The following is a 15,580-nucleotide window of genomic DNA, read 5'->3' as shown; positions in this document are numbered from 1 at the left end:
AATTTATCTTAATTCTGCTCCTAATTGCTTTTCAAAATTGGTTTGAAGCTTATTCATTATTTTGTCAATTTGCTTATCTGTAAGTGTTTTGTTTTCATCTTGTAATGTAAAACTAACGGCATAACTCTTTTTACCTGCTGGTAAGTTTTTGCCTTGGTAAACATCAAACAAATCAACATCTTTTAACAGTTGTTTTTCTGTTTGAGAAGCTATTTTATCAATATCTTCAAAAGAAACAGATTCATCTAAAAGTAAGGCAAAATCACGTCTTACAGCTGGGTATTTAGGTATATCTTTAAACTTTACTTTATTGTGTTTAGCCATATCTAAAATAGTATCCCAATTAAAATCTGCATATAGCACGTTTTGAGAAATTCCAAAATGTTTTAAAACAGATTTTTTCACTAAACCAAAATCAACTAATATGTTTTTTCCTAAAGACAAGCGAATACCTTCACTAAACACATCATTTTTAACAGGAGATACTTTATAACGAGATAAACCGAGTCTTTCTAAAACACTTGCAATAGTTCCTTTTAAGAAGAAGAAATCACTTTTTTGAACACTATTGGTCCATCGTTCTTGATTTCGGTTTCCTGTTACAAATACAGATAAATGTTTAAATTCTTCTCTGTTTTCACCATATTGATGATATGTTTTACCAAATTCAAATAGTTTTAAATTATCTTGTTTACGGTTAATATTGTAGCTAACAGCTTCTAAACCAGAGAAGAGTAAACTTTGACGCATAACTCCTAAATCACTACTTAAAGGATTTAACATGCTTACGTTGTGTTCTTCTTTTAGCATATTGGTTAACTCAATGTATTTGGGAGTTGTTAAGGAGTTAGCCATAATTTCATAAAACCCCTGAGAAACTAGTTGATTACCAACTACATTTTGAATTCTGTAATCATCAAATTTTGATGTACTTGAAATAGAAGCATTAAGTTTTTCTGTAGTTTTAATATTGTTATACCCATATACACGAAGCACTTCTTCAATAACATCAGCTTCACGTTGCACATCATTTCTATATGCAGGAACGGTTAATCCTAAACCAGCTTCGGTAACGTTATTAACTTTAATTTCTAATGAAGTAAGAATACTTTTTATGGTTTCTTTAGGTATATCTTCACCAATAAGTTTTTTAGCATTTTCAAAGCTTAGACGAACTTGGAAATCTTCAATTTTTTTTGGATATAAATCAATTATATCACTTGTTATTTCACCGCCAGCAAGTTCTTGAATTAGCAAAGCAGCACGTTTTAAAGCGTATTCTGTAATATTAGGATCTATACCTCGCTCAAACCTAAAGGATGCATCGGTATTTAATCCGTGGCGTTTTGCAGATTTTCTTATAGAAACTGGATTAAAATAAGCGCTTTCTAAAAAGATGCTAGTTGTGTTTTCAGTAACTCCAGAATATTCACCACCAAAAACACCCGCAATACACATAGGTTTTTCGGCATCACAAATCATGAGGTCATCTTCATGTAATTCGCGTTCAACGCCATCTAGAGTTACAAATTTGGTTCCTTTCTCTAGTGTTTTAACTTCAATTTTATTGCCTGCAATTTTTACAGCATCAAAAGCGTGTAGTGGTTGCCCTAAGTCATGTAATACATAATTGGTAGCATCTACCACATTGTTAATAGGTGTTAAACCAATAGCTTTTAATCTATTTTGTAACCAAGTGGGTGATTCTTTTACTTTTAGTCCTGAAATTGTTAGTCCGCAATATCTAGGAGCTAGTTCCTTATTAATGACGTTGACATCAATTTTTAAGATTCTGTTATCAACATGAAATGCACTAACTGATGGTGTAATTAACTCTAAGTTTATATCTTTTTGTAATAAGCCTGCTTTTAAATCTCTAGCTGTACCTAGATGACTCATGGCATCGGCTCTGTTTGGAGTTAAGCCAATTTCAAAAACATAGTCATTTTCAATGTCAAAAATATCAGCACAGGGTGTTCCAACTTCTAAAGTTTCATCTAAAACCATAATGCCATCATGAGATTGACCCAAGCCTAATTCGTCTTCGGCACAAATCATTCCGTGGCTTTCTTCACCTCTAATTTTACCTTTTTTAATTTTCCAGCTTTCTCCTTCTGGAGTATATAAAGTAGTACCAATAGTTGCAACAGGAACTTTTTGACCCGCTGCTACATTTGGTGCACCGCATACTATTTGTAGCGGAGTTTCTGCTCCAATATTAACTGTGGTTATTTTTAGTTTGTCTGCATTTGGGTGTTTGGTACAGGTTAATACCTCTCCAACTACTACACCTTCTAAACCTCCTTTTACAGATTGATAGGTTTCAATTCCTTCTACTTCAAGTCCTAAGTCTGTTAGCAGTTCCCCAGTTTTTTCGGGTGTCCAATCTATTTTAATAAATTGCTTTAACCAATTGTATGAAATCTTCATAAGACGTACTTCTGTTTAAAGCAGCAAATATAAAACTATTGAGACTAGCATTCAAATAAAGTGTGTGGATTTGAAGTAAGGTTTTAATAGACAAATAAATATAAAAAAAGGGTTTAAAATTATATTTAAACCCTTGATTGTGTTGTGTTTAATTGAATGTTTTAAATGTGGTTTATTAGTTTAATGCTGGTTTGAAGTATTTTTTTCTAAGCCAGAATGATACCCTAACTAATAAAATAAGTGCTGGTACTTCTACTAAAGGACCAATAACACCTGCAAAGGCTTGCCCTGAATTTAAACCAAAAACAGCTATAGCAACAGCAATTGCCAATTCAAAATTATTACCAGCAGCAGTAAAAGCAACCGAAGCTGTTTTATCATATTCTGCACCCATAGCTTTAGAAAAGAAGAAACCAATAATGAACATTAAAGTGAAATACACTAACAACGGTACTGCAATAATAAGTACGTCCATTGGTATTTCAACAATAAGTTCTCCTTTTAAAGAAAACATTACAATGATGGTAAATAAAAGAGCAATTAGTGTTAAAGGCGAAATGGTAGGAATAAATTTTTTGGTGTACCATTCTTCACCTTTTAGTTTTACTAATATAACACGACTTAAAATTCCTAAAAGGAAAGGAATACCTAAATAAATGGCTACACTTTCTGCAATGGTTGCAATAGAAATATCAACTATAGCACCTTCAAAACCAAAATAAGGAGGAAGCACAGTAATGAATATCCACGCATAGAAACTATAAGCAAACACTTGAAAAATACTATTTAAAGCTACCAAGCCAGCACCATATTCGCTGCTGCCTTCAGCAAGGTCATTCCATACTAAAACCATGGCAATACACCGCGCTAAGCCAATTAAAATGAGTCCTACCATGTATTCTGGATAATCTCTAAGAAAAGTAATAGCCAAAATAAACATTAAAACGGGACCAATAATCCAATTTAATACCAGTGAAATAGATAAAATTTTCACATTACGGAATACTTTTGGTAAAAGTGAGTAATTAACCTTTGCTAATGGTGGATACATCATTAAAATTAACCCAATAGCTATGGGAACATTAGTAGTGCCACTATTAAATGAATTTATAACGTTTGGAAAGGTTGGGAAAAAATAACCTAACCCAACTCCAATAGCCATTGCTACAAAAATCCAAAGCGTTAAATTTCTGTCTAAAAAACTTAATTTTTTTATTGCCATGATTTATTTATTGATTTGAGAAAAAACGTAAAATAATTCGGTTGCGATTTGAAGACTTCGTTCATTATATTTTTCGGCCTGTTGCGGCGTATTGTCAAATGCTTTTGGGTCTTCAAAAGTTATAGGAATTCGTTTTTCAGCTCCTGGTACAAATGGGCAAGCTTCATTAGCAGAATCACATGTCATGATAGCTGCAAAAGCAGATTTTGGATTAAAATCATCATCTAATTTTTTAGAAAAACCAATAACAGGATGTGCGTTATCTGCGTATTTAATACTGTACACAGGGTTGTTGCTTTTAGACAAGGTTTTTACTGTAAACCCTGAATTTTTAAGAGTTTCTGCAACCATTGGAAAAAGCGCTGTTGCTTCTGTGCCTCCAGAATAACAAAACACATTTTTAATATTGAAGTAATTTGCCATGGTTTGTGCCCAAATCTGTGATAAATGACTTCTTCTTGAATTGTGTGTACAAATAAAATTGATACGAATATCTTCATTATTTGATACTTTTTCCTGAATGAAATCTACTAGAGGTTGTAAAACGGTTTTACGTTCTTCTGAAATAGAATTTGGGTCTAAGGTTTTAATTAAATTTTCTATTTCAGAAAATACGTTTGATTGTGTAGTTATCATATTTTTATTTTTTTATTGTATAATATTTAACAACAGTTTCCATCAGGAGAGCAACAAGGTTCATTATTTAAATCTGATAATCTTACTTTTGGTTTTTCTGTTGGAATACCGCATTTGTCTTTAGCCAAACAATCGGTTTGTTTGGTTGTTAGTAAGAAATATTTGCCATCGAAATCTATTCCAAATTTTTCAATAGTATTTCCTTGGTATTCAACTTCAACTTCTAAATCTCCAATGTTTAGTGTTTTTTCAGAAAGTTCAATAATGTTTATTAATTTTTCTGGGTGTAATCTATGGTCGTAATCATTGGCATTCCAAAGTTGAAAGTTTACTACTTCTTCATTTCTAACGGTACCACCACAGTCAATAAAATGTTTGGTTATTTTACCAACTTCGGTAACGTGAAAATGACTAGGAACTAATTCTCCGTTAGGTAATTGAAACCCAATGGTGTCTAATTCTTTTAAAATTAATTTAACTTCTGATAATTTCATGATATGATTTTTTATTTATTGTAATTTTACGATTAATGATTTCAAAATTTTTTTAGCAGCAATCTTCTTTGTTAGCTAAGTCTTGATTTAAGAAATCTTGCATAATGTTTTTCATTTCTGTCCAAGTTTCAGCATCAATACAATAGCAAACGCTTGTGCCTTCTACATTTCCTTTTATTAAGCCTAAAAGTTTTAATTCTTTTAAATGTTGCGAAATAGTAGGTTGTGCTAAACCAATTTCATCAACAAGGTTGCCACAATAACAGATATCTGTTTTAAATAGTTGTTGCAAAATAGCTACCCGTGCTGGATGCCCAAAGGCTTTAGCAAACACTGCTATTTTATTTTGTTGATCTGTGAATATTTCTGTTTTGGCTAATCCCATCTTTAATATTTATATATTGCAATATTACGATTAATAAAATAATTCACAAACTATATTTTAAATATTTACTATAATTCTTCTAAAATTAAGTTATAATCATATTGTAAATCTTCATGAAAGGTAGTAATATGTTTTTTGGCTAATTGTAATTGCCGGTTATACATATTTTGAAGTTGGGTGCTTTTACTAATACTAGGTTTAAAATGTTTTAATTTTTCACAAAAATAGAGTAGTAGTTCTACTTCGGTTTCTTTGTTTTGTGAATAGCGAACAAACTTTTTAATATTTCTTAAAATTTTTCTAACGCTTTTTCTAATGTAATAATAGCTGTCTGTATTAATTAAATTGAATTCTTCATCAATGTATTGTTTTACACTTGTAATATAACCAGCCTCATTATGAGATTCAAATAGTAAATAGGTGAGTAGTTCTTTGTTTTCTTTTTTAAACCTTGCTAATCTTAAACAAATGGTTTGAATTTCTTTGTGTGAAAGCGTATTTAATTCTTGCTTAATTTCTTTTTGAGATACGGCTTTCATTTTATTTTGTAATGTTTTTTTATTAATTTTTTAACATAAAACAGACGAATTAATCCAATGATTAGAATAATGGGTGATATAATTAATAGTATTACACCAAATGATTCCATTTCAGAAAAAAATTCTAATTTCAAAATAGTTATTCCTGTGCCTAAAAACACTATAAAGGTTCTGAAATATGCTAAAAAAGTTCTTTCATTAGCTAGTTTAGTTCTTTCTATTGCTAACCAGTCTCTGGTTATAAGATGAGATTCTTTATTCATTAAATATTGATTAGACTATAAATATAAAGTCTTTAAACTAACTTGAAGAAAAATGTACTTATAACTTTAATTAACTTGATTAGTTTTGTCTATAGCGTATTTTCCGGGGCCAGTTAAAAATAAAATCAAATAACACATAAGGTAAAGTAAGGCTTTTTCTTTTGTACCAATAGGGTCATTAAGATGTACCACAAAGGCAGCTACTAACATTGTTATTATTACAGGTATAGAAGCCATTTTAGTTTTATAACCAATTATAACTAATATAGGAGCAATAACTTCACCTAGTAATGTTAATATGAGTGAAGGGGTTTCTCCAATACCAATAGGGTCTGCAAATTTAACGGGAGATTCAAAAAGTTTAGATATTTTAGGAATGCCATGAGTTAGCATAAGCCCACCAGCACCTAATCTTAGAATTAGTAATGCTAGATTATTATAGTTTTTAGTCATCACATTAAATACTTTAGATTGTTTGTTTCACTTAATTTCTATCTAAGTTTTGGATAATTTGAAGGGTTAAGTTCATGCATAACGTCATACACAGCTTCAAAAATATCTTCGGCAGAGGGTTTAGAAAAATAGTCACCATCATTACCATAGGCGGGTCTATGCGCTTTTGCAGTAAGTGTTTTGGGTTCTGAATCTAAATATTGAAATGCTTTTTGCTTGCTTAATAATTCGTCTAAAATATATGCAGAAGCTCCACCGGGAACGTCTTCATCAATAATCATAACTCTATTGGTTTTGGCAATACTTTTAACAATGTCATGATTTAAATCGAAAGGTAGTAGAGATTGAACATCAATAACTTCGGCATCAATACCTACAGATAATAAATCTTTAGCAGTTTTTTCAACTAATCTTAAGGTAGAACCATACGAAACTAATGTGATATCTGTACCTTCTTTAACAGTTTCAACTACTCCAATGGGTGTTTTTAGTTCTCCTAAATTGTTTGGCATTTTCTCTTTTAATCTGTAACCATTAAGACATTCTATAACTATAGCTGGGTCATCACCTTGTAAAAGGGTATTGTAAAAACCTGCAGCTTTGGTCATGTTTCTAGGTACTAATATGTTAACACCTCGGGCTAAACTAAGAAGTCCGCCCATTGGTGATCCAGAATGCCAAATACCTTCTAGTCTGTGCCCTCTGGTTCTAATAATTAGAGGGACTTTTTGTTTGCCTTTGGTACGGTAGTGTGTGGTAGCTATATCATCACTAATTGTTTGTATTGCATAAAGAATATAGTCTAAGTACTGTATTTCGGCAATAGGTCGTAAGCCTCTTAAAGCCATTCCAATACCTTGACCTACAATAGTGGCTTCTCTAATACCAGTGTCTGCAATTCTAAGTTCACCATATTTATCTTGTAAGCCTTCAAGCCCTTGATTTACATCACCAATGTTTCCGGTATCTTCACCAAATACTAGAGTATTTGGGTTGTTATTAAAAATAACATCAAAATTATCTCTTAGTATTATTCTGCCATCTACAGTTTGCGCATTATCATCATATGTTGGTTTAACTTCTTTAATTCGTGTGTTAGAATGTGCAGTTTCAGAATATAAATGCGAGCTAAATTTAGGTTCGGTATTTTCAATTATTGTATTAATCCAATTTCTTAGATTTTGTTTTTCTTTTGAAGATTCACCTAATAACAGTCTTAATGCTTTTCTTGCATGCGATAGAATATCTTTTCTAGTAGGCTCATCAACAGCGGCAATACTTTCTCTTAATTTATTAATAAAAACGCCGTTGGTAGACTTTTGAGTTATTTGGGTTAGAAGAGAAATTAATTCATTTTTTTCTTTAACTATGGGATTTAAAAACCTATTCCACGCATTCTTTTTAGCTTCTCTAACCTCTCTTTTTACGGTGCGTTCAATTTCTGTTAAATCTTCATTTGAAGCAATGCCACTTTCAATAATCCAATTACGCATTTTAAGGTTACAATCATGCTGTCTTTCCCATTCTAAACGTTCAGCATTTTTATAACGTTCATGCGAGCCAGATGTTGAATGTCCTTGAGGTTGTGTAAGTTCTGTTACATGAATTAAAACAGGAACATGTTCTTCTCTTGCAATAGCACTAGCTTCTTGATAGGTTTCAACTAAATTGGCATAATCCCATCCTTTTACGCGTAAAATTTCATAACCTTTATTTTCATCATCGCGTTGAAAACCTTTTAATATTTCAGAAATATTTTCTTTGGTAGTTTGGTGTTTAGCATGAACAGAAATTCCGTATTCATCATCCCAAATGCTAATTACCATAGGAACTTGAAGAACACCAGCGGCATTAATGGTTTCAAAAAATAAGCCTTCGCTTGTACTAGCGTTACCAATGGTACCCCAGGCAACTTCATTTCCGTTAATTGAAAAGTTGGTGGTTTTTACGCCTTCAACATGTCTGTATATTTTAGATGCTTGTGCAAGACCAAGTAAACGAGGCATTTGACCTGCAGTACAAGAAATATCGGCACTAGAATTGTATTGTTTTGTAAGATCTTTCCAGTTGCCATTTTCGTCTAAACTATGTGTTACAAAATGTCCTCCCATTTGTCTGCCAGCAGACATAGGTTCTTGTTTAATATCTGTATTAGCGTATAAGCCAGCAAAAAATTGTTCAATATTAAGAGCGCCTATAGCCATCATAAAAGTTTGGTCTCTGTAATACCCAGATCTCCAGTCGCCTTTTTTAAAGGCTTTTGCCATGGCTAATTGAGGTACTTCTTTACCGTCTCCAAAAATTCCGAATTTAGCTTTTCCTGTGAGTACTTCGCGCCTTCCTAATAAACTACATTCTCTACTTCTTACAGCTATTTTATAATCATTAATAACTTCTGTTTTAAAGTCTTCAAACGATATGTTTTTTAAGTCAGGGATACTTTGCATACTAAGGCGGTTTTGCTTTTGCAAAAGTACTTAATGTTTATCTTTTTTGCAATTATAGTATGCTTTATGTTTTTGAGAATTATTTAAAAAAAACTTAAAAAATACAAAAATACTATTGAATTTATATTAAAATATTAATTTTGGTAAGAATCCTTAAAACCAGCGTCTTCTAAAAAGACCTAGTAGTACTTGTGGGTCTGCTGTAAATTTAAATCTTATTTTTTGGTCGTAGTTAGGTTGTCCTATTTCCCAGCCTAAGTTTGAATATACTGGAAAGTATATTTCAAAGTAATCTGTAACTAAATTTAATCTAATACCAGAATCATATACAAAGCGTGTAGAGTCGTATTTATTTTTAACCAACCCAACATCTCCATAAGCTAATATGTATTTCCATAGGGTAGTACTAGTGTTAATGGTAGATATCCATTGATTAGCAAATGGTGTGTTTAATTTAGATTTAAAACCTCCTTCTGCAGTTATGTATTGTTGACTAAAAATTCCTGAAGATTCAGAGCGCCCCAAATAGGCATAATCAAACAAGTAATCTGTTGGTCTATCTAGAGCAAAACTAAAATAATTAGCGTTTAAATCGGTATTGTTTTTTAGAAATATTCCTGTAAATAATCTTAAATTAAGTTGTCTGTTACTTTCAAAAAGTTTTCTGTACTCATAATTAAAAGCTACTTTGCTAAACTTATCGGCTAACTGTAAATCTATATACCATTTATTAAAGTTTATTAAGTTGTCATTAGAGTGGACGTAGCGTGTATTAAAAATACCGTAGTTAGGTTCGTTTGAGGTTAGAATGTTATTAGCATCTTTATCTCTGTTGATGTCTACGTATCTAAAAATTAAAGATTGTCTTTTATTTGATCTAAAATCATTGTCTTCTCTAAATTGTAAAATTAATGAAGGTGTTATTTGCCTTACAAATAAATCTTGAGCGTATGATGAATAACCTGCACCAATACCATAACTTAAGTAGTAAAGATCTGAATCTTCAAAATAATGAATTTTAGAAATTGATGCAGAACCTGTTAAAGTTCTAGATTTTAAAGCATATTGAGGTTCAAATTTATAATTAAAAAGCTTACGAAGCACTGTTTTGTTATACACTCTTGCTCCTAAGGTAAAACCATCATAAATATTATTAAACTCTGCAATTGGCATAAAGAAAACTTGATTGTAATTAGGGTCTTCAATATCTTGAAACAGCCTAAACTGAAGTGGTTTATTGTTAAAAAAGAAGCCTTTTAAAGATTTCCAGTTATCTCTAATATTAATTTCGGGTATAACTTTATTGTAGTTTAAAACAAGTTTATTTGCATCATTTCTAAGAATAGTTAGTGTTTTGCTGTTAGATATATTCTCAATCCAAGTTTTAGAAATTATGCTATCATCTTTTAGTGTGTATAATGACACAGGCATGCTGTTTCCTCTCTTATTTTTAATAGTTAAGGTTACAGAATCTTCTGTTTTTCTTACTTTTTTAATTTTAAAATCTATTTTTTTTCTAGTAGCTAGATAATCATTAAAAAACCAATCTATATTTTTATTTGTTTTAGATTTTATAAAGATTTCAAAGTCTTTAGCCGATGTTTCTTTTAATTTTTGTTGTTTAATGAAAGATGATAAGCTGTTTTCTACTACATCATGATTTACAAAATCATCAAGATACCTAAACCCAATACCAGCCTTGTATTTGTTTGCTATATGTGCATTAAACTTTAAAAGAGAATCTTTTGCCATAGTTAGCTTTTGGTCTCTATTGGTTCTTGCCATAAGCATAAAAACAAGAATATACTTGTCATTAAACTTCATGTCTGCTGCATGAAACGAACGCACTCCCCAAATATCTGCAAAAGACCCTAAAAACTTCATGTTAGGGTAGTGTACATCAACATATTTCATTAAGTAATATACCAAAATACCATCTAAAAGCCATTGTTCTTTTCTAGGGTTAAGTAGTATGGTGTTTTCTAAATAATTATGAATGGCAACTTTTAAAAGTTTGAGTTCATATTGAAAATGATTTGGGTATGGTTTAAGAAATTTTGGTAAAAAGTTTAAGCCATAAATGGGGTCTTTATCATAATCAATTTGAGAAAGTAATAATTTTTCATGCGGATATTTACCCAAATTGTTTTCTATAAAATCTAGAACTTTTTCGGTAATTAAAACCTTATCTATAACTTCTAAATCTTCGTCTTCAATACTAGATACTAGTGATAAGTTTTTATTTTGAATGGTTGTAAAGTCTTTGTTTTTTCTTAAAAACAATTTGGTGTTTAATCTGTTTTTACCATAAAGCGTAATGTTTTGATTTGCAGTATTTTGAAAATGTTTTTTTGAGTTTAATTCTGAAGTTATATTGTAGCCCTTTGGAAATTGAATATTAAGAGTAACATTTGCTTTTGGTATATATAAATCGTCTAAATCTTTATTGCTGTAATATTGCCATTCGCCATCATAAACTGCAGGTGTTATATACCAGTATCTTAAGTTGATATCTCCCGTTTCGGTAATACCATACTGTGTGAATTTAGAGTTTGGTATTTGTACAATATTCTCTATTTTTAAATTATAAAACTCACCCGGAATCAGCTGTTTGTTTAAATTTACTTTAATGATATCTGGTGATTTTTCTAGCTCACAATAAACCAAATTTTCATTGTTTTGCTTAATAGATGTAACTATAGAATAGCCTCTATCTTCGTTTTTAGCCAGATGAAAATCATTTTTATATTCTTCTGCAATTCGCTTAGCTAAAGGCGTGGTTTTAGTAGCGTAACTATTGGCCCAATTGTTAAGATAAACTACTAATAGTGTATCTTTTGATGTGTTTTGATATTGTATAGTTTGAGAAATTGTAATTTTCTTGCTTTCAACATCAAACACAGCATTTAGGTCAATTTTATTTTGACCCAAGCTATATATGCTAATAAAACTATATAGTATAAAATTTAGAAAGCGAAAATTCAAATTATAGTCAAAACATTAATAAAGGTTACAATTCTACTTTTAAGGCAGTGCAATATATAAAATTATGATATTATAAAGTATTACAATGCTTTAGATAATTATATAACAGATAAAACTATTAAAAGCCTAATTAAAAATTAGGAGTTAATTGTGATTCTTCATAGAATCCATCAAGAATTTCAGTAACTTCCTCTGGAGTATCAACTAAATGAATTAAGTCAAGATCTTTTGGGCTAATGTTGCCATAACCGTTTAAAAGTGTTTTTTTAATCCAATCTATTAGGCCTTCCCAAAAGTCAGTACCAACAAGAATTATTGGGAATTTTCCAATTTTATGTGTTTGTATTAATGTAAGGGCTTCAAAAAATTCATCTAAAGTACCAAAACCACCAGGCATTACCACAAATCCTTGTGAATATTTAACAAACATGACCTTGCGGACAAAAAAGTAATCAAAATCTAAATTTTTATCATGGTCTATGTATGGGTTATCATGTTGTTCAAAGGGCAATTCAATATTAAGTCCTACAGAAGTTCCTCCACCAAGATGAGCACCTTTGTTGCCAGCTTCCATAATTCCTGGGCCACCGCCAGTTATAACACCATAACCAGCTTGCACAATATTTTGAGCAATTTGCTCGGTAAGTTTATAATATTTATCTTCTGGTTTGGTTCTTGCAGATCCGAAAATTGACACACAAGGTCCTATTTTACTCATTTTCTCAAAACCATTAACAAACTCTCCCATGATTTTAAAAATAGCCCAAGAGTCGTTTGTTTTAATTTCATTCCATCCTTTATGATGCAGTTCTTTTCTCATTTATTTAAATTTTTTATTTAAATTAGTTCTTTTCTTAAAAATTTAGCTGTGTGGCTTTTTTTGTGTTTTATAATTTCTTCTGGGGTTCCCTCAACAATTATTTGTCCGCCGCCTTTTCCTCCTTCGTAACCAATATCAATAATGTGATCAACGGTTTTAATAACATCTAAATTGTGTTCTATAATTAATACAGTATTGCCTTTATCTGCAAGTTTATTTAATACTTGCATAAGTACTCTAATATCTTCAAAATGAAGTCCTGTTGTGGGTTCATCTAAAATATAGAAGGTGTTACCGGTGTCTCTTTTACTTAATTCTGTAGCTAATTTAATGCGTTGAGCTTCTCCACCAGATAGTGTTGTACTTTGTTGCCCTAAAGTTATGTAACCCAAACCTACATCTTGTATGGTTTTAAGTTTTTTGTAAATTTTAGGAATATGTTCAAAGAAATCTACCGCTTCATTAATAGTCATGTTTAAAACATCACTAATAGATTTTCCTTTATATCTAATTTCTAATGTTTCTCTGTTAAAACGTTTTCCTTGGCAAGTTTCGCATTCTACATAAACATCTGGTAGAAAATTCATTTCTATAACGCGTAAACCACCGCCTTGACAAGTTTCACAACGTCCTCCTTTAACATTAAAGCTAAAACGTCCAGCTTTATAACCACGTATCATAGCTTCTGGAATTTTAGCAAACAAAGCCCTAATTTCACTAAATGTTCCTGTATATGTTACAGGGTTGCTTCTTGGGGTTCTTCCAATAGGAGACTGGTTTATGTCTATTACTTTATCAATATGTTCTAAACCTTTGATGTTTTTATAAGGCATAGGTTTTTTTACCCCATTAAAATAATGAGCATTTAAAATAGGGTAGAGGGTTTCATTAATTAAAGTAGATTTTCCGCTTCCCGAAACACCTGTAACTCCAATCATTTTACCTAAAGGAAATTTAACCGATACATTTTTAAGGTTGTTACCAGTACAACCATTTAGTTCTAAAAATTTTCCGTTGCCTTTTCTTCTTTTTTTAGGAATTTCAATTTCTTTATTCCCATTAAGGTAATCTGCCGTTAGTGTATTATGCGTTTTTAATTCTTTAACATTTCCGGTGCTTATTATTTCACCTCCGTGTTTTCCAGCTTTAGGACCAATATCTATCACATAATCGGCACGTTCTATCATGTCTTTATCATGCTCTACAACAATAACAGAGTTGCCAATATCGCGAAGCGAAACTAGAGAATTTATAAGTTTTTCATTATCACGTTGGTGTAAACCTATGCTAGGTTCATCTAAAATGTAGAGTACACCCACTAGTTGAGAACCAATTTGTGTAGCTAACCTAATACGTTGCGCTTCACCGCCTGATAAGGATTTTGAACTTCGGTTTAAAGATAAATATCCTAAGCCTACATCTAATAAAAACTGAAGTCTTGATTTAATTTCTTTTAAAATTTCTTCAGCTATTTTAAATTGTTTATCAGATAAATGTTCGTGTAAATTATTAAACCAATTTGCTAATTCAATAATATCTGTATTGGCTAGTTCTGCAATGTTTTTGTTGTTTATTTTGAAGTAAAGTGATTCTTTTTTAAGTCTGCTGCCGTTGCATTCTGGACATTTAATTTTGTCCATATAACTTTTGGCCCATCGTTTTAATGAAGTAAATTCGGCTGTTTTGTATTGGTTTTCAATAAAGTTAGCAACACCTTCAAAATCAATATTATAATTTCTAGTTACACCAAGGGTTTTACTTTCAACAGAAAACTTTTCATTGCCACCAAAAAGAATCATGTCTTTAGCTTCTTTAGGAATGCTTTTGTAAGGATCTGTTAATTTGAAATTGAAACGTTGCGCAATGGTTTCAAATTGTTTAAAAATCCAACTATTTTTTTGAGGCCCATGAGGTGCTAAAGCCCCATTTGCAATAGAAAGGGAATCATCTGGAATAATTTTATTAACGTTTACTTTGTAAAGTTCTCCAATACCGTTACAGTGTGTACAGGCTCCTTTTGGAGAATTAAAAGAGAAATTATTGGGCTCTGGGTTTGGGTATGAAATACCAGAGGAAGGGCACATTAAATTTCTGCTAAAATAACGTGCATTATCAGTATCTTGGTCTATTACTAATAAAACATCATCACCATGATACATGGCAGTATTAATAGTTTCTGTGAGTCTTTTATCGTTATCAGCAGAGTTGTTTATAACCAATCTATCAATAACAATTTCAATATCATGGGTTTTGTAACGGTCTAGCTTCATACCTTTTACAATATCTCTAATCTCACCGTCGGTTCTTACCTTTACAAAGCCTTGTTTTGCAATTTGCTCAAATAACTCACGGTAATGCCCTTTTCTAGAGCGCACCACAGGCGCTAAAATATTAATGCGCTTACCGTTAAAATCTTTTAAAATGAGTTCTTTTATTTGCTCATCACTGTAGCTAATCATTTTATCGCCAGTATTATAGCTGTAAGCGTCACTGGCACGTGCAAATAATAAACGTAAAAAATCGTAAATTTCAGTAATGGTGCCTACAGTAGAACGAGGCGACTTACTCGTAGTTTTTTGCTCTATGGCTATAACTGGCGATAAACCGTCAATTTTATCAACATCAGGACGTTCTAATCCGCCTAAAAACTGGCGTGCATAGGCAGAAAAAGTTTCTATATATCTTCGTTGGCCCTCGGCATAAATAGTATCAAAAGCTAATGACGATTTTCCACTACCCGACAAACCAGTTATAACTACTAATTTTTCACGAGGAATGGATACATCTATGTTCTTTAAATTATGAACACGCGCACCTTTAACTTCAATAAAATCTTCAAATTGACTCATAACATAGCAAAGTTGCGAAGTTACAATTTTAGTTGTTAATTTTTTGTAAAGATTTCT

Annotated in this window: 12 protein-coding genes; all 12 read right to left on the bottom strand. The window is 31.3% G+C overall.

The features are described from left to right. Positions 1-3: 3 nt before the first annotated feature. A complete protein-coding gene (gene pheT, locus J1D01_RS11195; RefSeq protein WP_421150869.1) occupies positions 4-2,430 on the bottom strand; it encodes a phenylalanine--tRNA ligase subunit beta in 2,427 nt (808 codons plus the stop codon). Between the two features lie 175 nt (positions 2,431-2,605). After that, a complete protein-coding gene (gene arsB, locus J1D01_RS11190; protein WP_372936933.1) occupies positions 2,606-3,652 on the bottom strand; it encodes an ACR3 family arsenite efflux transporter in 1,047 nt (348 codons plus the stop codon). A 3-nt stretch (positions 3,653-3,655) separates the two neighbouring features. Next, positions 3,656-4,288, bottom strand: coding sequence for a low molecular weight phosphatase family protein (locus J1D01_RS11185; RefSeq protein ID WP_372936932.1), 633 nt, complete (start codon positions 4,286-4,288; stop codon positions 3,656-3,658). 26 nt (positions 4,289-4,314) lie between these two features. Then, on the bottom strand, positions 4,315-4,782 hold the full coding sequence (locus J1D01_RS11180; protein ID WP_372936931.1) for a DUF6428 family protein: 468 nt from the start codon (positions 4,780-4,782) through the stop codon (positions 4,315-4,317). A 52-nt stretch (positions 4,783-4,834) separates the two neighbouring features. Next, the gene (locus J1D01_RS11175) at positions 4,835-5,167 is read right to left on the bottom strand and encodes an ArsR/SmtB family transcription factor (protein ID WP_372936930.1); all 333 of its coding nucleotides are present in this window, start codon (positions 5,165-5,167) and stop codon (positions 4,835-4,837) included. A 68-nt stretch (positions 5,168-5,235) separates the two neighbouring features. Then, positions 5,236-5,706, bottom strand: coding sequence for a hypothetical protein (locus J1D01_RS11170; RefSeq protein ID WP_372936929.1), 471 nt, complete (start codon positions 5,704-5,706; stop codon positions 5,236-5,238). After that, positions 5,703-5,969, bottom strand: coding sequence for a DUF202 domain-containing protein (locus J1D01_RS11165; RefSeq protein WP_421150868.1), 267 nt, complete (start codon positions 5,967-5,969; stop codon positions 5,703-5,705). The genes J1D01_RS11170 and J1D01_RS11165 overlap by 4 nt, the downstream gene beginning before the upstream one ends. 66 nt (positions 5,970-6,035) lie before the next feature. Beyond that, entirely contained in the window at positions 6,036-6,422 is a 387-nt protein-coding gene (locus tag J1D01_RS11160) for a DoxX family protein (protein WP_372936927.1), read from the bottom strand. A gap of 38 nt (positions 6,423-6,460) precedes the next feature. Further along, on the bottom strand, positions 6,461-8,869 hold the full coding sequence (locus J1D01_RS11155) for an alpha-ketoacid dehydrogenase subunit alpha/beta (RefSeq protein ID WP_372936926.1): 2,409 nt from the start codon (positions 8,867-8,869) through the stop codon (positions 6,461-6,463). 153 nt (positions 8,870-9,022) lie between these two features. After that, a complete protein-coding gene (locus J1D01_RS11150; RefSeq protein WP_421150867.1) occupies positions 9,023-11,800 on the bottom strand; it encodes a metalloprotease in 2,778 nt (925 codons plus the stop codon). A gap of 184 nt (positions 11,801-11,984) precedes the next feature. Continuing rightward, a complete protein-coding gene (locus tag J1D01_RS11145) occupies positions 11,985-12,674 on the bottom strand; it encodes a TIGR00730 family Rossman fold protein (protein ID WP_372938718.1) in 690 nt (229 codons plus the stop codon). Between the two features lie 17 nt (positions 12,675-12,691). After that, positions 12,692-15,523: an excinuclease ABC subunit UvrA gene (gene uvrA, locus J1D01_RS11140; protein ID WP_421150866.1), complete on the bottom strand. Its 2,832-nt coding sequence runs from the start codon at positions 15,521-15,523 to the stop codon at positions 12,692-12,694. Positions 15,524-15,580: the final 57 nt, after the last annotated feature.

The organism is Seonamhaeicola sp. NFXS20, from assembly GCF_049132085.1.
Taxonomy (GTDB): Bacteria; Bacteroidota; Bacteroidia; order Flavobacteriales; family Flavobacteriaceae; genus Seonamhaeicola.
This window is presented reverse-complemented; position numbering and strand designations above follow the sequence as displayed.

Coding starts and splice junctions, on each gene's coding strand:
- J1D01_RS11145 (WP_372938718.1), bottom strand. CDS start 12,674: ATGAGAAAAGAACTGCATCATAAAGGATGGAATGAAATTAAAACAAAC.
- J1D01_RS11180 (WP_372936931.1), bottom strand. CDS start 4,782: ATGAAATTATCAGAAGTTAAATTAATTTTAAAAGAATTAGACACCATT.
- arsB (WP_372936933.1), bottom strand. CDS start 3,652: ATGGCAATAAAAAAATTAAGTTTTTTAGACAGAAATTTAACGCTTTGG.
- J1D01_RS11185 (WP_372936932.1), bottom strand. CDS start 4,288: ATGATAACTACACAATCAAACGTATTTTCTGAAATAGAAAATTTAATT.
- J1D01_RS11175 (WP_372936930.1), bottom strand. CDS start 5,167: ATGGGATTAGCCAAAACAGAAATATTCACAGATCAACAAAATAAAATA.
- uvrA (WP_421150866.1), bottom strand. CDS start 15,523: ATGAGTCAATTTGAAGATTTTATTGAAGTTAAAGGTGCGCGTGTTCAT.
- pheT (WP_421150869.1), bottom strand. CDS start 2,430: ATGAAGATTTCATACAATTGGTTAAAGCAATTTATTAAAATAGATTGG.
- J1D01_RS11160 (WP_372936927.1), bottom strand. CDS start 6,422: ATGACTAAAAACTATAATAATCTAGCATTACTAATTCTAAGATTAGGT.
- J1D01_RS11155 (WP_372936926.1), bottom strand. CDS start 8,869: ATGCAAAGTATCCCTGACTTAAAAAACATATCGTTTGAAGACTTTAAA.
- J1D01_RS11165 (WP_421150868.1), bottom strand. CDS start 5,969: ATGAATAAAGAATCTCATCTTATAACCAGAGACTGGTTAGCAATAGAA.
- J1D01_RS11170 (WP_372936929.1), bottom strand. CDS start 5,706: ATGAAAGCCGTATCTCAAAAAGAAATTAAGCAAGAATTAAATACGCTT.